24 protein-coding genes and 1 tRNA gene are annotated in these 23,573 nt (G+C 65.9%); 14 read left to right on the top strand and 11 right to left on the bottom strand.

What is annotated here, in order from left to right; translation table 11 throughout:
* Positions 1-40: 40 nt before the first annotated feature.
* Positions 41-319 (bottom strand): DUF427 domain-containing protein, encoded by a 279-nt coding sequence (locus QZ184_RS01905; protein ID WP_296417888.1) that lies wholly within the window; start codon positions 317-319, stop codon positions 41-43.
* A gap of 24 nt (positions 320-343) precedes the next feature.
* Between QZ184_RS01905 and QZ184_RS01900 the strand changes: the two genes are divergently transcribed.
* Complete coding sequence (locus tag QZ184_RS01900) at positions 344-1,945, top strand: NCS2 family permease (RefSeq protein WP_296417886.1); 1,602 nt, start codon at positions 344-346, stop codon at positions 1,943-1,945.
* Here the strand turns inward: QZ184_RS01900 and QZ184_RS01895 are convergent.
* The gene (locus QZ184_RS01895; RefSeq protein WP_247478916.1) at positions 1,926-2,492 is read right to left on the bottom strand and encodes a DUF2808 domain-containing protein; all 567 of its coding nucleotides are present in this window, start codon (positions 2,490-2,492) and stop codon (positions 1,926-1,928) included. The genes QZ184_RS01900 and QZ184_RS01895 overlap by 20 nt on opposite strands.
* Before the next feature lie 82 nt (positions 2,493-2,574).
* Between QZ184_RS01895 and QZ184_RS01890 the strand changes: the two genes are divergently transcribed.
* Positions 2,575-2,748, top strand: a complete 174-nt coding sequence (locus QZ184_RS01890) for a hypothetical protein (protein ID WP_010317739.1) — start codon at positions 2,575-2,577, stop codon at positions 2,746-2,748.
* A 6-nt stretch (positions 2,749-2,754) separates the two neighbouring features.
* Here QZ184_RS01890 and QZ184_RS01885 read toward each other — a convergent pair whose 3' ends face one another.
* Positions 2,755-4,011, bottom strand: a complete 1,257-nt coding sequence (locus QZ184_RS01885; RefSeq protein WP_029626378.1) for a glutathione S-transferase family protein — start codon at positions 4,009-4,011, stop codon at positions 2,755-2,757.
* A 93-nt stretch (positions 4,012-4,104) separates the two neighbouring features.
* On the opposite strand from QZ184_RS01885, the gene gorA reads away from it, so the two are divergent.
* A complete protein-coding gene (gorA, locus tag QZ184_RS01880) occupies positions 4,105-5,466 on the top strand; it encodes a glutathione-disulfide reductase (RefSeq protein WP_296417884.1) in 1,362 nt (453 codons plus the stop codon).
* Positions 5,467-5,470: 4 nt separating this feature from the next.
* The gene (locus tag QZ184_RS01875; protein WP_296417881.1) at positions 5,471-6,178 is read left to right on the top strand and encodes an SDR family NAD(P)-dependent oxidoreductase; all 708 of its coding nucleotides are present in this window, start codon (positions 5,471-5,473) and stop codon (positions 6,176-6,178) included.
* Here the strand turns inward: QZ184_RS01875 and QZ184_RS01870 are convergent.
* Together QZ184_RS01870 and QZ184_RS01865 are read right to left on the bottom strand one after the other, a co-directional pair.
* Positions 6,175-7,506, bottom strand: coding sequence for a sodium:alanine symporter family protein (locus QZ184_RS01870; RefSeq protein WP_247478920.1), 1,332 nt, complete (start codon positions 7,504-7,506; stop codon positions 6,175-6,177). The genes QZ184_RS01875 and QZ184_RS01870 overlap by 4 nt on opposite strands.
* A 49-nt stretch (positions 7,507-7,555) precedes the next feature.
* A complete protein-coding gene (locus tag QZ184_RS01865) occupies positions 7,556-8,233 on the bottom strand; it encodes a DUF3386 domain-containing protein (protein WP_296417880.1) in 678 nt (225 codons plus the stop codon).
* A gap of 142 nt (positions 8,234-8,375) precedes the next feature.
* Here QZ184_RS01865 and QZ184_RS01860 point away from each other — a divergent pair, with 142 nt between their 5' ends.
* Both QZ184_RS01860 and QZ184_RS01855 read left to right on the top strand, forming a co-directional pair.
* Positions 8,376-8,654, top strand: a complete 279-nt coding sequence (locus QZ184_RS01860) for a type II toxin-antitoxin system RelE/ParE family toxin (protein WP_296417878.1) — start codon at positions 8,376-8,378, stop codon at positions 8,652-8,654.
* Positions 8,654-8,956, top strand: a complete 303-nt coding sequence (locus QZ184_RS01855; protein ID WP_296415249.1) for a HigA family addiction module antitoxin — start codon at positions 8,654-8,656, stop codon at positions 8,954-8,956. Before QZ184_RS01860 ends, QZ184_RS01855 begins: the two co-directional genes overlap by 1 nt.
* 4 nt (positions 8,957-8,960) lie before the next feature.
* Here the strand turns inward: QZ184_RS01855 and carB are convergent, their stop codons facing one another.
* Complete coding sequence (gene carB / locus QZ184_RS01850) at positions 8,961-12,254, bottom strand: carbamoyl-phosphate synthase large subunit (RefSeq protein ID WP_296417875.1); 3,294 nt, start codon at positions 12,252-12,254, stop codon at positions 8,961-8,963.
* A 125-nt stretch (positions 12,255-12,379) separates the two neighbouring features.
* Between carB and QZ184_RS01845 the strand changes: the two genes are divergently transcribed.
* The 4 genes from QZ184_RS01845 to QZ184_RS01830 are packed head-to-tail and all read left to right on the top strand — an operon-like array spanning position 12,380 to position 14,937.
* Positions 12,380-13,015, top strand: coding sequence for a DUF3318 domain-containing protein (locus QZ184_RS01845; RefSeq protein WP_010317727.1), 636 nt, complete (start codon positions 12,380-12,382; stop codon positions 13,013-13,015).
* Positions 13,008-13,436 carry a ribosome silencing factor gene (gene rsfS, locus QZ184_RS01840; RefSeq protein WP_247478923.1) on the top strand — a complete coding sequence of 143 codons (429 nt, stop codon included), beginning with the start codon at positions 13,008-13,010 and terminating at the stop codon, positions 13,434-13,436. Before QZ184_RS01845 ends, rsfS begins: the two co-directional genes overlap by 8 nt.
* 12 nt (positions 13,437-13,448) lie before the next feature.
* Positions 13,449-13,961, top strand: a complete 513-nt coding sequence (locus tag QZ184_RS01835; protein WP_247478925.1) for a CGLD27 family protein — start codon at positions 13,449-13,451, stop codon at positions 13,959-13,961.
* A 1-nt stretch (position 13,962) separates the two neighbouring features.
* A complete protein-coding gene (locus QZ184_RS01830) occupies positions 13,963-14,937 on the top strand; it encodes an asparaginase (protein ID WP_010317723.1) in 975 nt (324 codons plus the stop codon).
* Here QZ184_RS01830 and QZ184_RS01825 read toward each other — a convergent pair.
* Entirely contained in the window at positions 14,934-15,581 is a 648-nt protein-coding gene (locus tag QZ184_RS01825) for a transaldolase family protein (RefSeq protein ID WP_029626377.1), read from the bottom strand. The genes QZ184_RS01830 and QZ184_RS01825 overlap by 4 nt on opposite strands.
* A gap of 73 nt (positions 15,582-15,654) precedes the next feature.
* On the opposite strand from QZ184_RS01825, the gene QZ184_RS01820 reads away from it, so the two are divergent.
* Together QZ184_RS01820 and QZ184_RS01815 are read left to right on the top strand one after the other, a co-directional pair.
* Positions 15,655-15,731 (top strand) — tRNA-Met (locus tag QZ184_RS01820).
* A 59-nt stretch (positions 15,732-15,790) separates the two neighbouring features.
* Positions 15,791-17,410 carry a GMC family oxidoreductase gene (locus QZ184_RS01815; RefSeq protein ID WP_296417873.1) on the top strand — a complete coding sequence of 540 codons (1,620 nt, stop codon included), beginning with the start codon at positions 15,791-15,793 and terminating at the stop codon, positions 17,408-17,410.
* 8 nt (positions 17,411-17,418) lie between these two features.
* On the opposite strand, the gene QZ184_RS01810 is transcribed toward QZ184_RS01815, so the two are convergent.
* Both QZ184_RS01810 and QZ184_RS01805 read right to left on the bottom strand, forming a co-directional pair.
* The gene (locus QZ184_RS01810) at positions 17,419-17,772 is read right to left on the bottom strand and encodes a DUF2811 domain-containing protein (RefSeq protein WP_363159436.1); all 354 of its coding nucleotides are present in this window, start codon (positions 17,770-17,772) and stop codon (positions 17,419-17,421) included.
* A gap of 367 nt (positions 17,773-18,139) precedes the next feature.
* Positions 18,140-19,306: a sirohydrochlorin chelatase gene (locus QZ184_RS01805; protein ID WP_010317719.1), complete on the bottom strand. Its 1,167-nt coding sequence runs from the start codon at positions 19,304-19,306 to the stop codon at positions 18,140-18,142.
* Between the two features lie 61 nt (positions 19,307-19,367).
* Between QZ184_RS01805 and QZ184_RS01800 the strand changes: the two genes are divergently transcribed.
* Positions 19,368-20,042 (top strand): hypothetical protein, encoded by a 675-nt coding sequence (locus QZ184_RS01800; protein WP_296417871.1) that lies wholly within the window; start codon positions 19,368-19,370, stop codon positions 20,040-20,042.
* A 79-nt stretch (positions 20,043-20,121) separates the two neighbouring features.
* Here QZ184_RS01800 and QZ184_RS01795 read toward each other — a convergent pair whose 3' ends face one another.
* Together QZ184_RS01795 and QZ184_RS01790 are read right to left on the bottom strand one after the other, a co-directional pair.
* The gene (locus tag QZ184_RS01795) at positions 20,122-20,265 is read right to left on the bottom strand and encodes a chlorophyll a/b-binding protein (protein ID WP_010317717.1); all 144 of its coding nucleotides are present in this window, start codon (positions 20,263-20,265) and stop codon (positions 20,122-20,124) included.
* A gap of 107 nt (positions 20,266-20,372) precedes the next feature.
* Positions 20,373-22,637, bottom strand: a complete 2,265-nt coding sequence (locus tag QZ184_RS01790; protein WP_296417869.1) for a cation:dicarboxylase symporter family transporter — start codon at positions 22,635-22,637, stop codon at positions 20,373-20,375.
* A gap of 50 nt (positions 22,638-22,687) precedes the next feature.
* Here QZ184_RS01790 and QZ184_RS01785 point away from each other — a divergent pair.
* Positions 22,688-23,573, top strand: an 886-nt coding sequence (locus QZ184_RS01785) for a sodium:calcium antiporter (protein ID WP_296417867.1), incomplete at its 3' end; no start/stop codon positions are given.

The following is a 23,573-nucleotide window of genomic DNA, read 5'->3' as shown; positions in this document are numbered from 1 at the left end:
CGGCGCCTGATCACCCGTCAATCGGCATTTGTGCCGAGGCTCAGGCGACCTTGACCCCCTTCCAGAACGCCACCCGTTCGCTGATTTCTGCGGCGGCGGGCTTGGGGGTCTCATAGCTCCAGGCGCAGTTGGCATTGACCTCACCATTGACCACCACATCCCAGTAGCGGCAGGTGCCCTTCCAACCGCAGCTACTGGTGTGGCTGCTGTCGCGGAAGAACTCCTGCTTCAAAGCCGCCCGGGGGAAATAAGGGTTGCCCTCCACCACGACGATGTCGTCGCTCTCGGCGATGACGGTTCCGTTCCAGCTGGCTTGCATGCTTGAGGGGATGCCACTGCCGCCATGATCTCGCCTGAGCCAAGCAAGTCGGGGCCCCGCTGGTTTGTCAGCGGAGATCTGGATGGGTTTCTCGGCCTGAGCCTGGACAACCTGATCCAAATCCTGCTGATCCTGGGGCTCTGCCGCGGGGTGCTGGGTTACCCCGATGCCCTGGTCTTTGGAACCATCCTTCCTGCCACCGGCATCAGCCTGTTGATCGGCAATTGGGCCTACGCCCTGCAGGCCTACCGGCTGGCGCAACGGGAGGGACGCAGCGACCGGACGGCCCTGCCCTACGGCATCAACACCGTCAGCCTCTTCGCCTACATCTTTCTGGTGATGCTGCCGGTGAAACTCACCGCCCTGGGCCAGGGGCTGGATGAGGCCAGCGCCGTCCGCCTCTCCTGGCAGGCGGGCCTGGTGGCCTGCCTGGGCTCGGGCTTGATCGAGGCCTGCGGCGCCTTCTGCGCAGGCTGGCTGCGGCGTTGGCTGCCCCGGGCCGCCCTGCTCTCCACCCTGGCGGGGATTGCCTTGGGCTACATCGCCCTGGGCTTTTTGCTGCGCACCTATGCCCAACCGCTGGTGGGTCTGGCGGTGCTGGCGGTGATCCTGGCGACTTACTACGGCAAGGTCCGCTTCCCGATTCCAGGCGGCCTGCTGGCGGTGCTGGTGGGCAGCGCCCTGGCCTGGAGCAGTGGACTGATTGACGCCAACCCGGAGCGCTGGGCCCAGGAGGCCGCCCAGATCGGTTGGCGCTCGCCCCAGCTGCAGCTCGGGAGCCTCTGGGATGCCCGCGGCCAACTGCTGCCCTGGCTCGGGGTGATTGTTCCGATGGGGCTGTTCAACGTGCTCGGTTCACTGCAGAACATCGAGAGCGCGGAGGCCGCCGGCGATCGCTACCCCGTGCGCAGCTCACTGTTGATCAATGGCCTGGGGACGGTAGTCGCCGCTGGCCTGGGCTCCTGCTTTCCCACCACGATCTACATCGGCCATCCCGGCTGGAAGGGGATGGGGGCCCGCATTGGCTACTCCTGGCTGAACGGCCTGCTGATGGGCGCGGCCTGCCTGTTGGGGCTGTTTGGCGTGGTGGGCCAGATCGTGCCGATCGAAGCCGGGATGGCGATCGTGCTCTACATCGGCCTGGTGATCACGGCCCAGGCCTTTGAGGCCACACCCCGCGCCCATGCGCCAGCGGTCGCCCTGGGGCTGATGCCGGGCCTGGCGGGATGGGGGGCCCTGCTGATCAAGGCGGGGCTGCGGGCCGGTGGAGCCGGCAGTGCCGAGACCCCCTTTGGCCCTGGCTTGCTAGAGGGGCTGCAACAGGCCGATGTCTGGGCTGCGGGTGCCTTTGCCCTGGAGCAGGGCCAGATCATCACCGCCATGCTCCTAGCGGCGATGGTCGTCTACGCGATCGAGCAGCGCTTCAAGGCCGCCTGCCTGGCGGCCCTGGTGGCCGCCGCCTGCTCCTGGTTTGGCGTGATCCACGCCTGGCAATTCAGCGCCAGCGACACCACCCTGCAATTGGGCTGGGGCGTGGGCGCAGCCTGGGCCCAGGGTTATCTGGCGATGGCTGCGGTCTTTGCCGCCGCCAGCCTCAAGGGCCGCCTCACCAGAAACGGCTCATGATCTCCAGCCGCGCGACCCCCAGCGGTGCCGGCACCGGGTTGGGGCCAGCGGGCAGAGCCTGCACCGCAAAGACGTAGGTGTCAGCCCAGGTGGGATTCAGCGGCGGGCGCAGGGCCAGGGTCACCTCCTGACCGGGTTGCGGCGGCTCCGGGAAGACCGCCCGCAGCGTGCGCGTGGCCTGATCAAAGGTGGCCTCCACTGGCACGGCAGCACCCTCCCGCCGGGGGCGACCGATGAAGGCATGGGCACGCTGGGGCGCCAAGGAGAAGTTGCGATCGACCCCGCGGATCTGGGTGATCACCAAGCCCCCCAGTCCGGCCCCGGCGTTCTCCGCCAGGGTGACGGTGAAGTAGTACTCCCCCTGGGCCTGGTTGACGTACCAGTAGTAGTTGGTGAAATCCACCTTCCAGGGTGGATTGGTGAAATAGGTCTGGCCCCGCAGCTCCAGGGCCGCCGCGGGCTCAGGCCGGATGCCGTCGGCCGCTGCACCAAGCAACAAACCAAGCGCCGTGCAGGCGGCGGCCGATGACGCTCTCCAGGCGGCCATAGCTGCATTGGTGTGGATGGTTGAACGCTAGCCAGCGTTTTTGAGAGCAGTTGATATCTTCAAAGCACTGCAGCGCACCTCGATGAACCGGGCTGAACTCGATGCCATCGAACTGATGCTGCGGGACCTCAACACCCGCCACGAAGAGATCCGCCACCGGGCGGCCTTCCGCGGCTGCACCCGCGAACTGGTCACCCTCCAGCAGGAACTGGTGCAGTACCTGATGGCCAAGAAGGCCCAGATCAGCGGCCGCTAATTCCGCCTAGGCCTCAACGAGAAAGGGAACGGGGTTCTGATCGCGGCGGTGCTGCACCGGCAGCGCTTCCGCTTGGGCGTTGCCATCGAGGGCGGCGGTGGTCTCCAGGGCGGCGCGCAGCAGACGGCCGGCATGCAGGGACATGTCCCGCGGCACCGAGATCCGATCGCGCAGGTAACGCAGACCCGCGGCCGTGCCGGCGGGTGGAGTGATCGCGCCGTTGGCCGGCTTCAACAGCAGGGTCAGGGCCGCGCGCAGTGCCTGATCAAAAGCCGCTGAGGGGGCGGGATTGATCGCCAGCAAGCGCTCGCGGTGGCGCAGCACCCGGGCCACGGCCTCAAGGGCGGCCCCCTCGGGCGCCGGCTGGCGGGTCTCGATCACGGCCGGATCCTCCACGGGCCAGGGACCCTGGTCGATCAGCTCAGCGACGCGGCGTTGCTCGGCCGTGCCGCTGGCCAAGCAGCAACCCATCTGCGGCGGCAGGTCATGGGCATGGGTGTGGAAATCGCTCTGGGTACCCAGGTAGGTGCGGCGCTGCTCCAGCGCCGTGAACCAGCGGTCGATGGCCGGGTGCTGCTGGCGAATCCCGTAGCCCTTGTAGTAGGCGAGGGAGGCGTTCATCCGCTCGAGGTAGGGGATGAAGATCACATCGGCACTGCTGAAGCGCTCGAGGAAAAACGGACCAGGGGTGGCCTCCAGGGCCTCCTCCACCAGGGTCGCGATCCGGGCGAAGTGCTGTTCAGCCGGAGCGCTGTGCGCCCCTTGGCCCTCGCAGTAGCAGAGCCATTGGCACCAGGCGCGAAACAGGCGGCGCTCCAACTGCCGCAGGGGGAAGACATCGGGATCACTCAGGCCAGCCTCCAGCGGCCCAAAGGCATCCTCCAGGGCCTGAAGGATCACATCGCTCTCGGTGTAGAGACGCCCGTCGAGCTCCAGGGCCGGCAGCATTCCCGAGGGGACAACCTGCTTGTACCAGCGCTCCTTCTCGCCGTAGCAGAACATCGTCACCTTGCGGATCCGGTAGGGGATCCGCTTCTCCTCCAGCCAGAGCCAAACCTTCTGGCAATAGGGACACCAGGCGTGGTGATCGCGATAGAGGGTGACGCGCACCTCCGATTCCGGCCGGCCGAACAGCCGCAGCCGCGCCTGGGCGTTGGTGGGGCCCTCCTGACGCAGCTGCAGCAGTTGCTCTTCGCTCTGCAGGGGCAGCAGCTCAGCCAGGTCCTCCCAGCTCAATGCTTGCGGGCCCGGGGAGCTGAACATCAACGGGAGGGCGGGACGGCCTTCTGTTTTAGGGAATCAAAGCGGCAGCGCGGGTGCCTCTAGGCAACACTTGGGGCAAGCAAGGGCGAGGGCATGAGCGACCACTTCGATCTGATCGTGATCGGGGCCGGATCCGGCGGACTGGCCGCCGCCAAGCGCGCCGCCTCCTATGGCGCCCGCGTGGCCATCGTTGAAGGGGATCGGGTCGGCGGCACCTGCGTGATCCGCGGCTGCGTTCCCAAAAAGCTGATGGTCTACGGATCCGCCGTTCGCCACCAACTCAGCGATGCCGCCAGCTACGGCTGGAGCCTGGGCGAGGTGAGCCATGACAGCAGCGTCCTGCTGAGCAAGGTGCGCGCCGAGGTGGATCGCCTCAACCAACTGCACATTGGCTTCCTGGAGAAGGCTGGCGTTGAGCTGGTGCGCGGCTGGGGCCGTCTCGCCGACGACCGCAGCGTCAGCGTCCAGGACAGCAGCGGGAAGGAGACCCGGCGGCTGAGCGCCGAGCGAATCCTGATCGCCGTTGGCGGACGCCCCCATCGCCCCGAGATCCCGGGCGCCGAGCTGGGCTGGATCTCGGACGACCTGTTTGAACTCGAGCAGTTCCCCAAGCAGGTGGTGGTGGTCGGCGCCGGCTTCATCGCCTGTGAGTTCGCCTGCATCCTCAATGGCCTGGGGGTCCAGGTGACCCAACTGGTGCGCGGCGATCACCTGCTGCGGGGCTTCGATCGGGAGTGCGGCCAGGCCGTGCTGGAGGCGATGGAGGCCGAGGGCATCACGGTGCGCCTCGCCCACAGCCCCGCTGCCATCGAAGGCGAACCGGGGGCGCTGACGGTGGTCACCCAAAGCGGCGAGCGCATCGCCTGCAACGGCGTGCTGCTGGCCACGGGCCGCCGCCCCTTCCTGGCGGGCCTCAACCTCGAAGCCGCTGGGGTGGCGATGGAAGGCCATCGCATTCCAGTCGACGCGGATCAGCGCACCAACGTGCCCCACATCTACGCCGTGGGAGACGTCACCGACCGGGTCAACCTCACCCCGGTCGCCATTGATGAGGGCCGGGCCCTGGCCGACAGCATCTGGGGGAACAAGCCGCGCCAGGTGGACCACGACCTGGTGGCGGCGGCGGTCTTCTCCCAGCCGGAGCTCTCCAGCGTTGGCCTCAGCGAAGAGGCCGCGGTCGAGCGCTACGGCAAGGACGGCATCAAGGTCCATCGGGCCCGCTTCCGTCCCATGAGCCAGGCCCTACCGGCCCGTGATCCCAAGGTGCTGCTCAAGCTGGTGCTCGAGGCCGGCAGCGGCAAGGTGCTCGGCTGCCACATGGTGGGCGAGCACGCGGCCGAGATCATTCAGATGGCGGCCATCGCCATCGGCATGGGAGCGACCAAGGCGGATTTCGATCGCACCATGGCGCTGCATCCGACGATCTCAGAGGAGTTCGTCACGCTGCCCAACTAAGGCCATGCGCACACTCTTGATCAGCGGCGCTAGCCGCGGCATCGGCCGGGCCATGGCCGAGCGGCTCCTCAGCGATGGCCATCGCCTGAGCCTGGGCCTGCGCAACCCAGGCGACCTCAAGGGCAGCCCCCTCGACCCCGAGCAGGCCGGCGCCGAGCGCGTGCTGCTGCACCCCTATGAGGCGGCCGAGCCCACGAGCGCCGAGGCCTGGGTGCAGGCGACGCTGGAGCACTTCGGAGCGCTCGACAGCGTGATCCACTGCGCTGGGATCTTCTCGCGGGTGCCGCTGGTGTTTGAGGACGGCCAGGAGCAGGAGATCCAGCGGCTGTTCGACGTCAATGTGATGGGGCCCTGGTGGCTGACCCGGGCCGCCTGGCCGCAGCTCCAAGCCCATGGCTCCGGGCGCGTCGTCGTGCTGGTCTCCATGAGCGGCAAACGCACCAAGGGCCGCCTGGCGGCCTACAGCACCAGCAAGTTCGCCTTGATGGGGCTCTGCCAGACCATGCGCAATGAGGGCTGGGAGAGCGGGATCCGGGTGACGGCGGTCTGCCCGAGTTGGGTCAACACCGACATGGCCGCCGCGGTGAAGGCCCTGCCCCCTGAGCAGATGACCCAGAGCGAAGACCTGGCCGCCCTCACCAGCCAGCTGCTGGAGCAACCCAACAGCTGCGTGCCCTTTGAGCTGGCGGTGAACTGCAACCTCGAGGCCTAGCGCTCGAACTTGTACTGACGGGTCAGCTGGAAGACCGTGCCGCTCAGCAGCAGCAGGGAGATCAGGTTGGGGATCGCCATCAGGCCGTTGAGGATGTCGGCGACGGTCCAGATCAGATCAAAGCTGGCCACTGAGCCCAAGACCACCACGGCAACCCAGACCAGACGGAAGGGCTTGATGCCCTTCACACCCACCAGGAACTCGAGGCAGCGCTCGCTGTAGTAGCCCCAGCCCAGGATGGTCGTGGCGGTGAAGAAGACCGTGCCGAAGGTCACCAGCCAGGCACCACCGGGCAGACCCCAGTCAAAGGCGGCCATGGTCAAGGCAACGCCCTGGGGAGCCGTTGCCCCTTCCATGGGCAGCCAGGCACCGCTGATGACGATCACCAGGGCGGTCATCGTGCAAACAATGATCGTGTCGATAAAGGTGCCGAGCATCGCGACGGAGCCCTGCAGCACCGGATCACCGGGCTTGGCCGCCGCCTGGGCGATCGGCGCGGTCCCCAGGCCTGCTTCGTTAGAGAACACGCCGCGGGCGATCCCCTTCTGGATCATCACGCCGATGGCACCACCGGCCACGGCCTGGGCCGAGAAGGCGTCTTGGATGATCAGCGCCAGGGCCGCGGGAATCTCACCCAGGTGAGCCAAGAGAATCGTCAGGGCGCCGCCGACGTAGACGATGGCCATGAACGGCACGACCGCCGAGGCCACCCGTCCAATCCGTTCAATGCCGCCAATGATCACAGCAAAGGTGATCGCAGCAAAGACCACACCGGTCACCAGAGGCGGGATCCCAAGACTCACGTTCAAGGCCTTGGCCAGCTCATGGGCCTGAACGCCATTGCCGATGCCAAAGCCGGCGAGGGTGCCAAAGAGCGCAAACAGAACGGCCAGCCAACCCCAGCCGCGGCCAAGGCCATTGCGGATCACGTACATCGGACCGCCAACGTGCTCGCCCAGCTCATCCACCTCGCGGTGATGCACAGCCAGCAGCGACTCGGCGTACTTGGTGGCCATGCCCACCAGGGCAATCAGCCACATCCAGAAGACCGCGCCCGGACCACCAACGCCAATGGCACCGGCGACACCGGCAACGTTTCCGGTGCCGATCGTCGCTGCCAGGGCTGTCATCAACGACTGGAAGGCCGTGACGTCACCTTCGCCGTCGGACTGACGAATCGAGGCCCAGGTCTGCCGCACGGCATAGCCGATCCGGCGGAGGGGCATGAAGCCGAGGCCCACCATCAGGTAGAGCCCCGTCAGGCCGATCAACCAGAGGGTGTAGGGCCCCCACACCACTGAGTTGATCTGATTGAGCAGATCCTGCATCCGATCCCGCCGGTCAAACCTGGCGGGATCGTGTCACATCTGCTGGCGTTCAGCTATTGGCGTTGAGGGCTTCGAAACGGAAGACCTGACGACCGGCCGGGGTGTCACCAAAGGCCTCGGTTTCCACCACCCGCTCGCTCAGCACCCAGGGACCCTCACCGGCCAGGGGAACAAAGGTGTCGGTGAAACGGCTCTTGCCGCCACGGGCCTCGCCGCTGGCGGGATCGGCGTACTGGCTGGTGTAGCTGTGGCTGAGGTAGCCGCTGCCGGTGTCGGTGGTGCTCTCGGTGAAGATCGTCACCACGGTGCCGTGGATGTGGCGGTGCACCATCGTCACCACGTCGTCCTTAATCCGGTAGCGGTCGCCGGTGTTCTTACCGCCGACGATCACCTCGGTCCCAACCGCATCGGTCTCGCCGGCGGTGAAGGTGTTCTCGCCGTGGGTCTGCTCGAAGCTGCGGCGCACGCGGTGGATGCAGACCTCCCAGAGCTGGGAGGCGATCGCCTTATGGATCTCCTCGTTCTCGATGCCCTCCACCTGGGCCTTCAGGTCAGCGCCCACCTTGAAGCTGCCTTCGACGCGCTGGTCCTCCTGCTCCCAGATGCAGCGGCCGCTGTAGCCACCAAAGCCAGGAGCCCAGGTGTAGCGGTTCTCATAGGCCGCCCGGAAGGCAGCCGTGCAGTCGGAACCAGAGCTAACCGGGGCAGAGCTAGGGGCGACGGTCACGGATACGCATTCAGCAAGGAACCAGCGTAGGGGGATGAAGCGATCGGTGATTTCACGGACGACTTAGCTCAACGCAGCCCATAGCGTGGAAGCCATGGGAGCAGGAACCAATGCTTCTGCGAAACAGAACTAAGATGAACTGGTGATCCGCTCGTTTCGATGCGCAGACACCGAGCGACTAGCGCAGGGATGGGCGATCCCCCGCTTTCAGGCCTTCGAACGGGTAGCCCGACACAAGCTTCGCCAGCTGGACATTGCCTCGCGCCTCGAGGATCTGCGCATTCCCCCCGGCAATCGACTGGAAGCACTGCGTGGCGACCGAGCTGGAGAACACAGCATCCGGATCAACGACCAATTCCGCCTTTGCTTTGTTTGGTCAGATTCCGGCCCTGAAGCCGTTGAGATCGTTGATTACCACTGATGACTTCCAAAGATCGCCTAAGCCCCATTACCCCAGGTGAACTGCTCGTTGAGGAGTTTCTGGTTCCGCTTGGGGTCAGCCAGTACCGACTGTCGAAGGCCATCAAGGTGCCGGCATCCAGGATCAGCGAAATCGTCTCCGGTCAGCGATCGATCAGTGCGGATACAGACCTGCGACTCTGCCGCTTCCTGGGCCTCAGTCCCGGGTACTGGCTTCGTGCTCAAGCCGCCTACGACACAGAGATTGCCGGAGCGGAGCTCGCTGAGGAGATCGCCAAGATTCAGCCCTTGGTGAGCAGCTGAGTCCCTACCCGTGGATGTCCTGCAGGGCGCGCACCTGCATCTCCTGGGCCTGAAGGGCGGCGATGCCCTCAACTGCGGCACGGGCACCGGCCAGGGTGGTGACGGTCGTGACGGCGTAGTCGATGGCCGCGCGGCGCAGGTACTTGTCGTCGTGGGCGGCCTGACGACCGACCGGCGTGTTGATCACCAACTGGATCTCACCGGAGCGGATCGCATCCTCGATATTCGGGCGGCCCTCGTGCACCTTCAGGACGGTCTCAACCTTGAGGCCGGCCTCCGCCAGCGCGCGGGCGGTGCCTTCGGTGGCCACCAAACGGAAGCCCATCTGATCAAGGCGCTGGGCGACGGGCAGCAGGGCTGACTTGTCGCGGTCATGGGTGGAGAGGAAGACCGTGCCGCTGGTGGGCAGGGCCTCACTGGCACCCAACTCCGCCTTGGCGTAGGCCAGGCCGAAGCTGGTGGCCGTGCCCATCACCTCACCGGTGCTGCGCATCTCCGGACCCAGGATCGAGTCGGCGCCGGGGAAGCGCTTGAAGGGCAGAACCGCCTCCTTGACCGCCTGCAGGGGCGGTTTGGGCTCGCTGGTCAGACCGATCTGATCGAGGGTCTTGCCCGACATGATCCGGCTGGCGATCTTCGCCAGGGGCGCACCGGTGGCCTTGGCCACGAAGGGCACGGTGCGGGAGGCCCGGGGGTTGGCCTCAATGATGTAGACGAGTCCGTCCTTGATGGCGAACTGCAGGTTGATCAGGCCGTTGACCTGAAGGGCCAGGGCCAGGGCTTCAGACCACTGGCGAATCGTGGCTAGGGCCTCCTGCTCCAGGCTGACCGAGGGCAGCGCGCAGGCCGAGTCACCGGAGTGCACGCCGGCCGGTTCGATGTGCTCCATCAGGCCGCCGATGACGACCTTGCCGGTGGCATCACAGAGGGCATCGACGTCGACCTCGGTGGCGTTCTCGAGGTACTGGTCAATCAGCACCGGGTGATCCGGCTCGACATTCACCGCCTCGTTCATATAGCGGTTCAGCTCGTCCTCGCCGTAGACCACCTCCATCGCCCGGCCGCCCAGGACGTAACTGGGGCGCACCACCACGGGATAACCAACGCGCTCGGCCACCACACGGGCCTCCGCTTCGCTGCGGGCCAGGCCATTGCGGGGCTGACGGATGTCCAGGCGACGCAGGATCGCTTCGAACTGCTCGCGGTCTTCCGCCGTGTCGATCGATTCGGGCGAGGTGCCCCAGATGCGGGTACCCGTGGCCTGACCGGCGGGGGACTGCAGCCAGTGCAGCAGGGGAATCGCCAGCTTGAGCGGGGTCTGGCCGCCGAACTGAACGATCACCCCCTCCGGCTTCTCGGCCTCGATCACGTTGAGCACGTCCTCAAAGGTGAGGGGCTCGAAGTAGAGGCGATCGGAGGTGTCGTAGTCGGTGGAGACCGTCTCGGGGTTGGAGTTCACCATCACCGTTGCGAACCCCTCCTCCTGCAGCGCAAAGGAGGCGTGGACGCAGCAGTAATCGAACTCGATGCCCTGGCCGATCCGGTTGGGGCCACCGCCCAGGATCATCACCTTGCGCCTGGACTCCGGCTGAACCTCGGACTCCGGAGCGATCAACTCCAGGCTGCCGTCGGGGAGCAGACGCTCCATCGGCCGCTCATAGGTGGCGTAGTGATAGGGCGTGCTGGAGGCGAACTCCGCGGCACAGGTGTCCACGGTTTTGAACACCGCATTGACGCCCAGGTTCTGGCGATGGGCGCGCACCTCCAGTTCCTTGCTGCCGGTGGCCCAGGCGATCTGACGATCGGAGAAGCCCAGCTGCTTGAGCTCCAGCAGGGCGGCGGCATCCAGGGCGGTCAGGTTCTGGCCCTTGAGCAGACGCTGCTCGCTCTCGATGATCCGGCGCAGCTTCGCCAGGAACCAAGGATCGATGGCGGAGATCCGATGGATGTCGGCATCGCTGTAGCCGTTCACCATCGCCGTGCGAACCGCAAAGATCCGATCGGGTGCAGGGGTGCGCAGTTCCCGGTCGAGGTCCGAGCGCTCGGGGCTGGGGTCCGGGCGATCGCAACCCCAGCCGGCGTGTCCGGTCTCCAGGGAGCGCAGGGCCTTTTGGAAGGACTCCTCAAAATTGCGGCCGATGGCCATGGCCTCGCCCACCGACTTCATCGCGGTGGTCAGCACGGCGGGGCTGCCGCGGAACTTCTCGAAGGCGAAGCGGGGGACCTTCGTCACCACGTAATCAATCGTGGGCTCGAAGCAGGCCGGGGTCTTGCCGGTGATGTCGTTGATGATCTCGTCGAGGGTGTATCCGACGGCCAGACGCGCAGCGATCTTGGCGATCGGGAAACCCGTGGCTTTCGAGGCCAGGGCCGAACTCCGCGAGACGCGCGGATTCATCTCGATCACGATCACGTCGCCATTGGCGGGATTGATCGCGAACTGAATGTTGCTGCCGCCGGTATCCACACCGATCTCGCGGATGATCGCGATCGACTGATCCCGCAGGCGCTGGTACTCGCGGTCCGTCAGGGTCTGGGCCGGGGCCACGGTGATCGAGTCACCGGTGTGCACCCCCATCGGATCGAGGTTCTCGATCGAGCAGACGATCACCACGTTGTCGGCGGTGTCGCGCATCACCTCCAGCTCGAATTCCTTCCAACCGAGCAGGGACTGCTCAATCAGGATCTGATTCACCGGGCTGGCGTCCAGGCCGCTCAGGCAGATCGCCCGGAACTCCTCGGGGTTGTAAGCGATGCCGCCGCCGCTGCCCCCCAGGGTGAAGGCCGGGCGAATGATCCGCGGATAGCTGCCGATCTGATCCCCGACAGCCTCGGCCTCCTCCAAGGTCGTCGCGATGCCGGAGGGGCAGACACCCACCCCAATGCGACCCATGGCCCTTTTGAAGAGGTCCCGGTCTTCCGCCTTTTCAATCGCCTCGAGGTTGGCGCCGATCAGCTCCACCCCGTACTTCTCCAGGGTGCCGTCCTTGGAGAGGGCCACCGCCAGGTTCAGGGCGGTCTGGCCGCCCATGGTCGGCAGCAGGGCGTCCGGACGCTCCTGCTCGATCACCCGGCGCACCACATCAGGGGTGAGAGGTTCGATATAAGTGCGATCCGCCATGTCCGGATCGGTCATGATCGAGGCGGGGTTGCTGTTCACCAGCACCACCTCAAAACCCTCGGCCCGCAAGGCTTTACACGCCTGGGTTCCCGAGTAATCAAATTCGCAGGCTTGCCCGATCACAATCGGGCCTGACCCCAGCAGCAGGATGCGACGCAGATCCGTGCGACGGGGCATAGCAGGGGGCCGGCAGCCAAACCCATCCAGCCTCTCACGTGGCTGAAACCCCTTGCTGTTAAGCCAGACCCAGCCAACGATCCCGTCGTGGCTAGTGTTGTCTTCAACACGGCCGAAGCGTCCTCATGAGCGAACTCCAGCGCCTGAAGGGGCTGCTGCCTCCCGAGATGCAGAGCTGGGTGTTTGTGGAAGCCGCGGCCTCAGCAGACCCGCCGCTGATCACCATCGAGGAGATCGGCCGCGATGAGGTGGAGGTTCAGCTGGATCTCCAGAAGTGGGATGCCCTGGCGATCGACCACCGCAACCTGCTCTTCTGGCATGAGGTCGGCCGCATCCAGAACGACTCCGTCCCCCGGGACGGCTGGGAGATGGCGGCCCTGGCCATCGGCCTGGGTGGCGCCATCGGTGAACTCTGGGTTCAGGACGGCCTGCTGCTGCTGATGGCCATGGGCCTATCCGGCTTTGCCGGCTACCGCCTCTATCTCAAGAACAACTCCGAGAAGCGTCTGCAGGACGCCATCGCCGCCGATGAGCGGGCGATCGATTTGGCCTGCCGCTTCGGCTACACCCTGCCCAACGCCTACAAGAGCCTCGGCGGGGCCCTCAAGGAGCTGGTGGAGCAGACCCGCAAGAAGAAAAAGCGCAGCTTCTACGAGGACCGCCTGGAGGCGCTGCGCAAGAGTGCAGGCAAAGCCCGGGCTGAGATGGCCCAGCAACAGGGCTCCCGACACTCCGTGAGCAGCGAGAACGTTTATGGCTGAGGCCCAAGCCGCCAAGCCCAGTCCCGACCCCAACCGACCCCGGCTCGACCTCGACGACAGCAAAGCCCTGGCGCTGCTGGCCGCCGATGCCTGTGACGACCGCAAAGCCACCGACATCGTTCTGATTCGGGTGGAGGAGATCTCCTCGATCGCCGACTGGTTCGTGATTGCCAGTGGCTTCACCGATGTCCAGGTGCGCGCCATGGGCCGCTCCGTTGAGGACAAGCTCGAGGAGCACACCGGCCGCCTGCCCCTGCGCAAGGAAGGGCAGAACGAGGGGCGCTGGGTGCTGCTGGATTACGGCGAGGTGATCGTGCACTGCCTCACCCCGGACGAGCGCAGCTACTACGACCTGGAGTCCTTCTGGGGCCACGGTGAGGTGGAGAGCTTCGTAGGCTCGGCCGAGGCTCCACCGGCCTGAGCCGGACACGCAATGGCTGCTAGCGATCCTTCGCCGGGGCTCAGCAACAGCACGCCCTGTCCGGTCCCGCCAGAGCAGCGCCCGCTGGAGCAATACAAGGAACTGCAGGACTCCCTGTTTTTTGCCTGGGCCCAGCAGAACATCGCCCAGCCCTTGATCCAGAGCTGGCTGATTGCGATGCCGCTGACGCTCTACCTGGCGACCGGCAGCTTTGCCCTACGCCACGACCCCGCAGCACTCACCGCCGCCGGAGCCGCCGGCGCCTGCGTCGTGCCACTGCTGATGCTGACGCGCCAGTGGCTGGGCTGGAGAACCGTGCTGCGGCGCCTGACCTCCACCCAGGTGGAGTACGAAGAATCCGGTTGGTACGACGGGCAGGTCTGGGAAAAGCCACTCGCCTGGAGACAGCAGGATCTGCTGGTGGCCACCCACGAAGTCAAGCCAGTCCTGCGCAAGATCCAACTCGCCCTGGCCGCAACCGGCGGACTGCTCTTGCTCTCGACGGGACTCTGTCAGGCTCTCTGACATGACCTTCTCCAGCAGCTTCGGTAGCCGTCCTGGGGTGCCCCCCCTGGAGGTGCGCCTCACCCGCAACGGGATCGGCGAATCGCTGCACCGCGTCCATGCCGTGGTCTGTGACCAACGCGGCCGGATCCTGATGCGCGCTGGTGATCCGCAGCAGCTGAGCTTCATCCGCTCCGCGCTCAAGCCCTTCCAGGCCCAGATCTTCGTCAGCAGTGGAGCGGCCGATCTGGGGCAACACGACGACCGCGCCCTCGCCATTGCCTGCGCCTCCCACGCCGGGGAGGCGGGCCAGGCCCGCGAGGCCTTCAAGATCCTCTGGAAGGCCGACCTCGAAAGCGAGCAGCTGCAGTGCCCCACCCCCGCCGGCAAGCAGAGCCCGCTGGAGCACAACTGCTCGGGCAAGCACGCCGCCTTTCTCGCCACCTGCCGCAAGATGCACTGGCCGCTGGAGACCTACCTCCAGATCGAGCACCCGCTGCAGCAGCAGGTCCTCAAGCGCGTCGCCGAACTGCTGGGGATGCCCGCCGCGGAACTGATCACGGCCCGCGATGACTGCGGCGCACCGACCCTGCAACTGCAGCTGGCTCAGATGGCACTGCTCTTTGCCCATCTCGGAGCCGGACAGAACCCCGAACTCGAGCGCCTCTGCCGCTCGATGCTCGCCCACCCCGACCTGGTGGCCGGCGAGGGTCGCTTTGACACCGCCGTGATGCGCAGCAGCCACGGCCAGGTGCTGAGCAAGGGGGGCGCCGAGGGGATCCAATGCCTCAGCCGAGTCGGCGAAGGGTTGGGATTGGCGATCAAGGTGGAGGACGGAGCCCGCCGCGCCAAGCAGGCCGTCGCCCTGCACCTGATGGAGCAGCTCGAGTGGCTCACGCCGATGACCCTCGAAGAACTCAGCACTCAGTTCCTGGTGCCCAACACCGCGGTCAAGCTCGAGGTCAGCGGCGAACTGCGCTTCGACAACGGCAACTAGAGCGCATCGCGCTCGAACTGGGCCGCCGCGGCCTCGGTGGCCTCAACGCTGAAGAGCGCCTGGGCGATCGCTGGGCTGATGGTGAAGGTGTTCAGGCCCTCGGCCGCCAGGCGCGGCAGATCTGAGGCGCTGCGCAGGCTGGCCACCAGCAGACGCAGGGTCGAACCCAAGGCATCGATGCAGCGCTGCATCGCGATCAGCTCCCCATGGCCATCGCGGCCCAGGTCACTGATGCGCCCGAGGTAGGGGGCGATGTAGTCCACCCCAAGGGCTGCCGCCAGCAGCACCTGCTGGGGTTCGTAGCAGGCGGTGAAGGTGATCCGGCAGCCCTGCTGCTGCAGCTCCCGGGCAGCCTCCAGGCCAGGGCGGGTGATGGGCAGCTTCACCCAGATGCGATCGGGCGCGATCGCCGCCAGGGCAGCTCCGCAGCCCACCAGATCCGCCCCCCAGGCCTGCAGATGCAACTCCTGCACACCCATCGCCAGGGCCCGCTCGCTCAAGGCCCGGAGGTTCTCCAGGGTGCAGGGCTGGCCCGCACGTTTCAGCAGCGTCGGGTTGGTCGTCACCCCGCCAAAGAGCCCCGTGGGCAGCCACTGCTCCCAGGCGCTGGGGTCGGCCGAGTCCAGCAGCAGATGCAGTGCCATAGGAGTCAGGGGCTGAGTCCATCCTGGCTCCATTGCCGGAGGGATCCGCTGTGCTGTAAGGTTTCTGGGTCGCCGCGGGGTAGAGCAGTCTGGTAGCTCGTCGGGCTCATAACCCGAAGGTCGGTGGTTCAAATCCGCCCCCCGCCACCAACTCCAAAAGCCCCGGCCTTCTCTGAAGTGCCGGGGCTTTTTTGATGGCTGAAACCCTGATGGCTGCTAGCAACCCTGACGCAATCGTCGTCGGCTCCGGGGCCACCGGTGGGGTGGCAGCCATGGCCCTTGCCCAGGCGGGCCTGCGGGTTCTGGTGCTGGAGGCCGGCCCGGAGCTCAGTGCCAAGCGGGCCTTTGGCAGCGAGCCCCTCAACAGCCTCAAACGCCTGGCCAACATCAGCAGCGGCCGGCAGCGGATCGCAGCGAATCACCCGGGCTACTGGAAGGCCAACCCGGAGCTGTTCGTCGATGAGCAGCGCAACCCCTACTCCACCCCAGGCGATCGCCCCTTCCTCTGGACCCGGGGGAGACAAGTGGGTGGCAAAAGCCTCACCTGGGGAGGCATCACCCTGCGGCTCTCCGACTACGAGCTCAAGGGAGCAAGCCGGGATGGCCATGGCCAGGACTGGCCGATCGCCCATGACGACCTGGCCCCCTGGTACAGCCAGCTCGAGACGCTGCTGGCCGTGAAGGGCAAGCGGGATGGCCTACCGCAGCTGCCCGATGGGGAGTTCCAGGAGCCAATGCCCCTGACCCCCGCCGAGGAGCACCTGGGCCGCTCGATTCGCCGGGATCTGGAGCTGCCCTTGATCCACTCCCGCGGCTTCGAGCTCAGCAAGAGCGCCCAGACCCCCTGGCCCCGTTCCTGCTCCCAGGGCGGCGCCCTGGCCATTGCCCTGGCCAGCGGCCGGGTGGAGCTGCGCAGCAACAGCGTGGTCAGCCACGTGCTGATCGACCGCGCCAGCGGCCGCGCCGAGGGCGTCGAGGCGATTGATCGCCAGAGCGGCGAGCACTTCTGCGCCAAGGCCCCCCTGGTGGTGCTCTGCGCCAGCACGATTGAGAGCCTCAGGCTGCTGCTGCACTCCCAGCAGCAGAGCGGCCTGGAGGACGTCAGCGGCAGGCTCGGGCAGGGGCTGATGGACCACATCTCCCGCAGCTGCTTCTTCTCGATCCCCGATCAACCGGCCGCGGGGAGCAGCGAACTCTCCGGTGCGGGCAGTTGCTTCATTCCGAACACCCTGGAATCACGGGACTTCAAACGGGGCTATGGCCTCTGGTGCGGCATCCAACGCTTTGATCCGCCCCAACTGCTGCAGCGCGAGCGCGGCAGTGCCGTGGGCTTCCTGATCGGCCATGGCGAGGTCCTCAGCCAAAGCCACAACCAGGTCAGCCTGCACCCCGAGCGCAGGGATGCCTGGGGGATTCCCATCGCCCATATCGACTGCCGCTGGGGCGAGAACGAGCAGGCCATGGTCGACCACATGGGCCAGCGGATGGAGGCGGTCGTGCGGTCGGCCGGCGGCCAGATCAAACCGCTCGCCGACCTCTTTGTGATGCCCCTGATTGAGCCGCTTGTTCAGGGCAGCCTGGCCCTCTCACCGGGGGCCGCCCCACCGGGCTACTACATCCATGAACTCGGGGGAGCGCCCATGGCGGAACGCGAGGAGCTGGGCGTTCTCAACCGCTGGAACCAGCTCTGGCGCACCCCCAACCTGCTGGTGACCGACGGCAGCTGCTGGCCCAGCGCCGGCTGGCAGAGCCCCACCCTCACAGAAATGGCCCTCACCTGGAGGGCCTGTGACCACGCTGCGGCCGCGATGAAGCGCGGGGAACTCTGAGGCGGGACTCAGGAGTCAGCTGCGCTGACGAACAGACCGTTGAGGTAGTGCTGGGTGACGGACTGGTCGCTGCAGCCGTTCTGGAACAGAAAACCAGCCAGGGCTGAGGTGATCACCCGGTACTGATCCCAATCGGGTCGATTGCTCAAGAAGGACTTCATCCCATCAAAGAGGGCCTCCGGCACCTCGGCCTCAAGGCTGATGCGAGGCGCCCCCTGGGGCTGATCGCTCGCCGGCTCCGACTGCTCCAGGCAGCGGTTCAGATGCGCCCGCTCCGGGTCCTCACCAAACAAGGGGTGATCGGAAACCTCTCGCTCTTGCAGGCCTTCAACACCCTGGTGGTTCAAGCGGCTGGGCTCCAACAATTCACTCCTGCGACGCCAACCAGCAAGCCACAAAGCGACGGCCCCCGTCAAAGCGTGTTGCATCCACGACACCGTGGGAGAGACAGGCTGAGACAGCAGTCGCTGACTGGGGTCTTGAACTGATTCCCAGACCGCTCAGGGCGTCGCCTAGCCATGGGCATCCCCCTGTCAAGCGACCTGCGGACGAAAGCGCGCATTCCCCAGGAATGCCCTTACCGCGCGCAAGCAGGTCGCGCAAGTTGTGGAAAAGATCAATCTCCCCTGGGGAAAAGCTCAGCCCCCTGGGGAAAGCCGGAAAAGATAAGCAGGGCTTATGCAGACCAGTCTCGTGGGACGCGCCTGGATTCGAGACGGTTGAGCGGGCTTATTCCGAGGGGTTTTCTTCCGATTTGGGACGCGGTTTGTAAAGCGTCTTCGGGCCGAGGGGGTGCTCGGCGTGGGGATAGGGGGTGTGGGTATGCCCGTGATCGTGAGCGTGATCGTGGCTGTGGTCGTGGCTGTGACCGTGCTCGTGGGAATGGTCGTGGTCGTGATGGTGGTGGTGGCCCAGGGGAATCGGGATGCCATCGGGCTGACAGGCACCGGTGCACTCGAGCTCGCAGAGGGTGCAGCCCTCGATCAGGCCCTCGACGTGGTGGTGGTGGCTCTGCTGGGGAGCCCCGACCTCGGTCTCAAAGCCCAGGACCTGAGCCCGGTACTTGCAGAGCGAGCAGTTCATCTGGGTCTCGCCGCGCACGACCTCCTCAACCCGCTCCTTAAAGGTGTCGATCACCAGAGGGTGATCCCCTAAGTAGGAGGCATCGACGAACTCCACCTCGGGATGGTCGGCCGCCACCAGCTGGGTGTGCTGGCGAATGCGACTGACCAGAACCCCAGAGAAGAGGAAATAGGGGAAGACGATCACCCGCTTGAAGCCCAGGCGCACCACATGGCGCAGGCCGGGCTCCACCAGGGGGAAGGTCACACCGGAATAGACGGTCTCGCCCCAGCCGAAGCCAAACCCCTCGACGAGCATCCGCGTCACCTTGGAGACGTTGGAGTTGGCATCGGGGTCGGAGGAGCCCCGGCCCACCACCACCAGCAGGGTCTCGGCCAGGGGCACCTCGGCCTGGGCGTTCGCCCGATCGAGGGCTTCGCGGATCCGGGCGCCGGCGGCCTGGATCATCTTGAGGTCGACCCCCAGCTCGCGGCCGTAATCAATGCGCAGGCCGGTCTCGGCGGCGTAACTATTGAGAACCGAGGGGATGTCGTTTTTGGCGTGGCCCGCGGCAAAGAGCATCCCGGGCACCGCCAGAACCCGCTTGACCCCCTGGGAGCGCAGGCTGTCGAGGCCGTCCCGCAGGATCGGGCGGGCAAATTCCAGATAGCCGTATTCGACCGGTACATCCGGCAGCTGGCGGCGCAGTCCCTGGGCCAACTGGGCGAATTCGGTGACGGCCTGTTTGTTGCGACTGCCGTGGCCGCAGATCATGACCCCGATCGGACCGCCGTCGACCGCCTGAAGATCCAGTTGCTGCGAGGGGTCTGTCATGGGAAGGCCTGCCTGCCTTGACCCTATCGGCCTAGGGTGACCCAAAGCCAAGCGTCAAAGCGTGCAGACGAGCGAGAACCACCGGTCCGGCGAGCTGAAGGAACTGGGCTGGAGCCCCGAAGACTGCCGTAAATACGAAGAGCTCTGGGAATACCGCCACCGCTGGGGCGCCATCAACCTGGAGCGCGAGGACCGGATCTTCCTGCGCAAGGCTGAGGCAGCCCTGCCCAAGATCGTCACCGGCAAGGCCGAGAAGAAAAAGCTCCAGGACAAGTCCTACTACCGCTGGCTCGCCTTCTACCGCGATGCCATGGCCACCAGCGATAGCGCCGCTGGTCTGGGTGAGAGCGAAGTGGCCGCCTGGCCGATCCTGCTGCAGGAGGAACTGCGGGCGATCGACTACTACCAGCCCGTGCTGGGTCTACCCGACACCCTCAAGGCCAAGGAACTGATCGCCGTGCGCGAGCAGCTCGCCAGCAAGGCGGCCGCCGCCGGCCGAGTCGCCCAGTTCGGTTTCGTCGATGTGCTCGAGGAACTCAAGCGCAACGAGAAGACCAGCTGGAAACCCCTACGCGGGGATGGCAACAGCGAGACCAGCTATCCGGTCCTGCCGGCCGATGCCGCTGAGGCTTTCCGCCAGGAGGCCCGCTCCACCTTGACCGCAGCGATCCGCGAGCTCTTCCCTTCCCTGAAGGACAGCGACAAGGAACCCCCGGCTGCCGACTGGCAGCCCTGAGCGGGCGCCCCACGCTCCAGACAGCAAAAAGCCCCCGGTGCAGTGCACCGGGGGCTTTCGTTTGTCGATGACGACGGGATCAGCCGAGGCCGATCTGGGTCAGGATGCCCTGGCCGGTCAGCAGTTCGGTGCCCAGGCCGATCACGAAGCCCATCATGGCCAGGCGGCCATTCCAGGTCTCAGCGAAAGCGACGAAGCCGAAACGGGTGTTGGAGTCAGCCATTGGAAGGCGTCGTTACGAAACGTGTAGGAACTGTAAAGCCTTGTGAAGCGACCTGGGGGTATTGGGGGCGACGGTTTCCCGTGCTTTTCAAGCGGCACTCCCTGGCCTCAGGACTTGTCCTTGCGGAGCTCAATGCCCTCGACCCAGTGGCGGTAGACCGTCTGACGGGTGCCATCCATCTCCTGGAAGCGCAGCCAGGCATTCCAGACCCCCGCCAAGGCGGCGCTCTTCCACGGCAACTGCCGCGCCGCCGGAAGACTTTTCAGCGGCTGGGGCACCAACAAGGTGAGGTTGGGCTGGAGCACGTTCCAGGACGCCCCCTGCTGCGCCGTCACCAAAACCGCATCCAGCCGGCCCTCCTGCAGCGCCTTCAGCAATGCATCGGTCCCCTGGGAGCTGATGAATTTGGCCTGGGGCAACCAGCCGGCAACGAGGCGCAGCAGGAATGGGGCTTCAAACCCCAGGCCCACCCGCAGACCTTGGACCTCCACCAGATCACTCCACTGGCGCTTGCTGCTCAGGGCTGAGCCCTTGATCAGCAGGGCAACGCCGTAGGTCAGGTGCGCATCGGTGAAGCGAGTGCGGGCCGCCTGCATCGGCGCCATGACGTCACTGGAGAGCTTGAGGTCGCAGTAGCCCCGCTCCAGGGCCTGCAGCCCATCAGGGCGGGGGTCGTTCTCGTTGCCGATCCGGTCGATCAGGACATAACTGGGCTTGAGGCCCATCTGCTTGGCAAAGAGCATCCCCATCTCCACATCGGCTCCCACCAGCTCGCCATCGGCATTGCGATAGGCCATCGGATAGTCCTGCTCATGGACGCAGTAGCGAATCGCCTGGGCCCGGCGAATCGCTTGCCAATCCCCCGGCTGATCCACGGGCGACCAGCCCTGCACCACAGGGGCGCGGCCCTTGGCCAGGGCAAAGTCCTGGTGCATCAACTGGTCGCGGGCGCTATTGACCGGCTTGGGCAGCAGCTGGAAGCCCACACGGCTCAAGAGAACAAATCCCGGGAAGACCGCCAGGGCGGTGGCCGCCGGCACCAGGCGCCTGAAGCGCTTGGGAAACCCCTCAAGCGACACCCAGGTGCCGATGATCACCAGGGCGATGACGCTCATGCAGGCCAGCAGGGTGCCCAGACGCGCCACCGCCAGTTGATCAATGGCGATGTAGAGCTGCACCAGATCGCTGGGCAGGCCCATGCGATCCAGCAGAAAGGTCATCGCCAAAATCCCCTCAAGGAAGGCACTGGCCAGACCCGTCAGCAGGAAGCCCGGCATCTCCTGCAGGCTGATGGAGTTGCCCGTCAGCCAACCGGCAAAGGGCACAAAGGCGAGGGAGAGCAGGCGCCCCATGTCCGGAAAGACCAGGGCCAGCGGCGCCAGCACCTCAACGGGAAGGTCCACCTGATCCTTGAGCTCCTGCTCGCTCACCCCTGGAGCCAGGTGCGCCGCACGGGCCTCGTAGAGGAGCTTTTTGGAGAGCTCCACCAAGATCGGCAGCACCACGAGCATGTTCGCGGTGGCAAAGGCGATGGTCAGTGGGGTGCGGAAGCTGCGCAGCAACTGGCGCACCGGAATCGGCGTCACCCCGGCAATCACCAGGGGCAAAAACAAGCCGGCCAGCAGCAGCGCGATCCCGCCCTGCAGCACGACATAGACCGCCAGGCGCGGCAGCTGGGAGCTCTCGATCGAGGCGCTGGCTGTCGCCAGGATCGCGAACACCCCAAGCGGGGTGAAACGGGCCACAAAGGCGGAGATGCCGAGTAGGGCCTCGGCGATCCGGTCAAAGACGTCGATCAGCGGTTGCCGTTTTGGAACGGCGATCAGGGCAATGCCAAGCGCCAGGGAGAACAGCACCACCGCCGGGATCTGGGTCTCCGCGAAGGCCGCAAAGGGGTTCACCGGAATGAAGAGCTCGGTGAGGTCCAGGGGCTTGGGGGCCTGCAGCAGGCTCGGCTTGAAGAACGAGGCGTCATGCCAGCTGGGGAAGCCCAAGGGCACCAGCAACACCGCCAGCAGCACCACCAGCCAAAAGCCGATCAGCACCAGGGCCGAGCGGCCCAGCAACCGGCTGGCCTGAGCGAACTGCAGGCGCCCCACCCCGGCGATCAAGGACACGCTCAAAAAGGGCAGGACCGGCATCTGAAACAGCCGAATGAAGCCATCCCCAAGGCCACTCAACGGCGCCAGGGCCGAGGCGGGCAGCAGCCGGCCCACCAGGATCCCGGCCACCAGGCCCTCCAGGATCTGAATGGCCAGGTTCTGGCGCAGAAACAGCCGCACCGGAGCAAGCCAGGTGGCCCCTCGATCGATCCTCACCACACCCAAGTCCTGCCCTGCCTGCAGGATGCGCAGAGGCCGCGAGATCGCCAACCGCAGCCTCGCAACTGTTTAAAGAGCCGGTCTCTGGCTAGTTGGTGGATGTGGAACAGTCACCAACCCACGAACGGCGAACGTCCTTCGTCGTGTTGCTGCTCGGTGCGGGCACGCTGATCGGCTTGCACGCCACGAACCTCCTGCCCTGGCTGCTGGAGGGAAGTGTCCTCCCACTGCTGCTGGGTCTAGCTGGGCTTGGAGGGGTCATCCTGCTGCTCGCCCTGCGGGTGGTCCATTACGCCGATGCCCTGGCGATTCGGCTGGGGGAACCGTTTGGAACGCTGATCCTGACCGGTTCAGCCGTGGTGGTGGAGCTCGCCCTGATTGCCAGCACCATGGGCAGCGGAGAGGCCAACCCAACCCTGGCCCGCGATTCGATGTTCGCGGTGCTGATGATCGCCCTCACCGGAATCAAGGGCATCAGCGTCTTTGAGGCCGCTCGAGAACAGGAGAAAACGCTGCGGGAGCCCCTGCAAGACAGTGATCTGGCTGCCATGAACCTCGGCGGGAGCATGACCTACGTGAACCTGATTACGACCATCAGTGTTCTGGCGCTCATCGTTCCGAACTTCACCACCCAAACCACAGAAGCCAACTTCAACGGCCCCGGAAATGTGGTCCTGATTGGTGCGGCTCTTGGGCTCTTCAGCGTCTTTATCGCCTTTCAAACCGGTAGCTACCGCGGGCTGTTCACCGAAAGCCGCGAGCAACGCCAATGGCTCGGGGCAGCGGATGGCGGCCATGAGGGCATCCCAGAGGTTGCCCCGGCGGTGGCTTGGCTCGCTGCTGGGCTGCTGATTCTCGTGATCAACGCGGAGTCCATGGGCGAGCTGATTGAGGCCAGCCTGAATGGACTCGGGTTGCGCAGCGCCATTGGCGGCACGCTGGTTGGCCTCTTGGTGTTGGCCCCTGAAGCACTCAACGCCCTCAGAG

It is taken from the genome of Vulcanococcus sp. DEBay_Sum22DG08_74 (assembly GCF_017852955.1).
In the GTDB taxonomy this organism is placed as follows: Bacteria; Cyanobacteriota; Cyanobacteriia; order PCC-6307; family Cyanobiaceae; genus Vulcanococcus.
Note: the sequence above shows the minus strand (reverse complement) of the source record. Positions and strands in the feature narration are given on the sequence as shown.

Excerpts from the sequence above, each read along its gene's own strand:
- QZ184_RS01905 (WP_296417888.1), bottom strand. The coding sequence starts at position 319 with ATGCAAGCCAGCTGGAACGGAACCGTCATCGCCGAGAGCGACGACATC.
- QZ184_RS01900 (WP_296417886.1), top strand. The coding sequence starts at position 344 with ATGATCTCGCCTGAGCCAAGCAAGTCGGGGCCCCGCTGGTTTGTCAGC.
- QZ184_RS01895 (WP_247478916.1), bottom strand. The coding sequence starts at position 2,492 with ATGGCCGCCTGGAGAGCGTCATCGGCCGCCGCCTGCACGGCGCTTGGT.
- QZ184_RS01890 (WP_010317739.1), top strand. The coding sequence starts at position 2,575 with ATGAACCGGGCTGAACTCGATGCCATCGAACTGATGCTGCGGGACCTC.
- QZ184_RS01885 (WP_029626378.1), bottom strand. The coding sequence starts at position 4,011 with ATGTTCAGCTCCCCGGGCCCGCAAGCATTGAGCTGGGAGGACCTGGCT.
- gorA (WP_296417884.1), top strand. The coding sequence starts at position 4,105 with ATGAGCGACCACTTCGATCTGATCGTGATCGGGGCCGGATCCGGCGGA.
- QZ184_RS01875 (WP_296417881.1), top strand. The coding sequence starts at position 5,471 with ATGCGCACACTCTTGATCAGCGGCGCTAGCCGCGGCATCGGCCGGGCC.
- QZ184_RS01870 (WP_247478920.1), bottom strand. The coding sequence starts at position 7,506 with ATGCAGGATCTGCTCAATCAGATCAACTCAGTGGTGTGGGGGCCCTAC.
- QZ184_RS01855 (WP_296415249.1), top strand. The coding sequence starts at position 8,654 with ATGACTTCCAAAGATCGCCTAAGCCCCATTACCCCAGGTGAACTGCTC.
- carB (WP_296417875.1), bottom strand. The coding sequence starts at position 12,254 with ATGCCCCGTCGCACGGATCTGCGTCGCATCCTGCTGCTGGGGTCAGGC.
- QZ184_RS01845 (WP_010317727.1), top strand. The coding sequence starts at position 12,380 with ATGAGCGAACTCCAGCGCCTGAAGGGGCTGCTGCCTCCCGAGATGCAG.
- rsfS (WP_247478923.1), top strand. The coding sequence starts at position 13,008 with ATGGCTGAGGCCCAAGCCGCCAAGCCCAGTCCCGACCCCAACCGACCC.
- QZ184_RS01835 (WP_247478925.1), top strand. The coding sequence starts at position 13,449 with ATGGCTGCTAGCGATCCTTCGCCGGGGCTCAGCAACAGCACGCCCTGT.
- QZ184_RS01830 (WP_010317723.1), top strand. The coding sequence starts at position 13,963 with ATGACCTTCTCCAGCAGCTTCGGTAGCCGTCCTGGGGTGCCCCCCCTG.
- QZ184_RS01825 (WP_029626377.1), bottom strand. The coding sequence starts at position 15,581 with ATGGCACTGCATCTGCTGCTGGACTCGGCCGACCCCAGCGCCTGGGAG.
- QZ184_RS01815 (WP_296417873.1), top strand. The coding sequence starts at position 15,791 with ATGGCTGCTAGCAACCCTGACGCAATCGTCGTCGGCTCCGGGGCCACC.
- QZ184_RS01805 (WP_010317719.1), bottom strand. The coding sequence starts at position 19,306 with ATGACAGACCCCTCGCAGCAACTGGATCTTCAGGCGGTCGACGGCGGT.
- QZ184_RS01795 (WP_010317717.1), bottom strand. The coding sequence starts at position 20,265 with ATGGCTGACTCCAACACCCGTTTCGGCTTCGTCGCTTTCGCTGAGACC.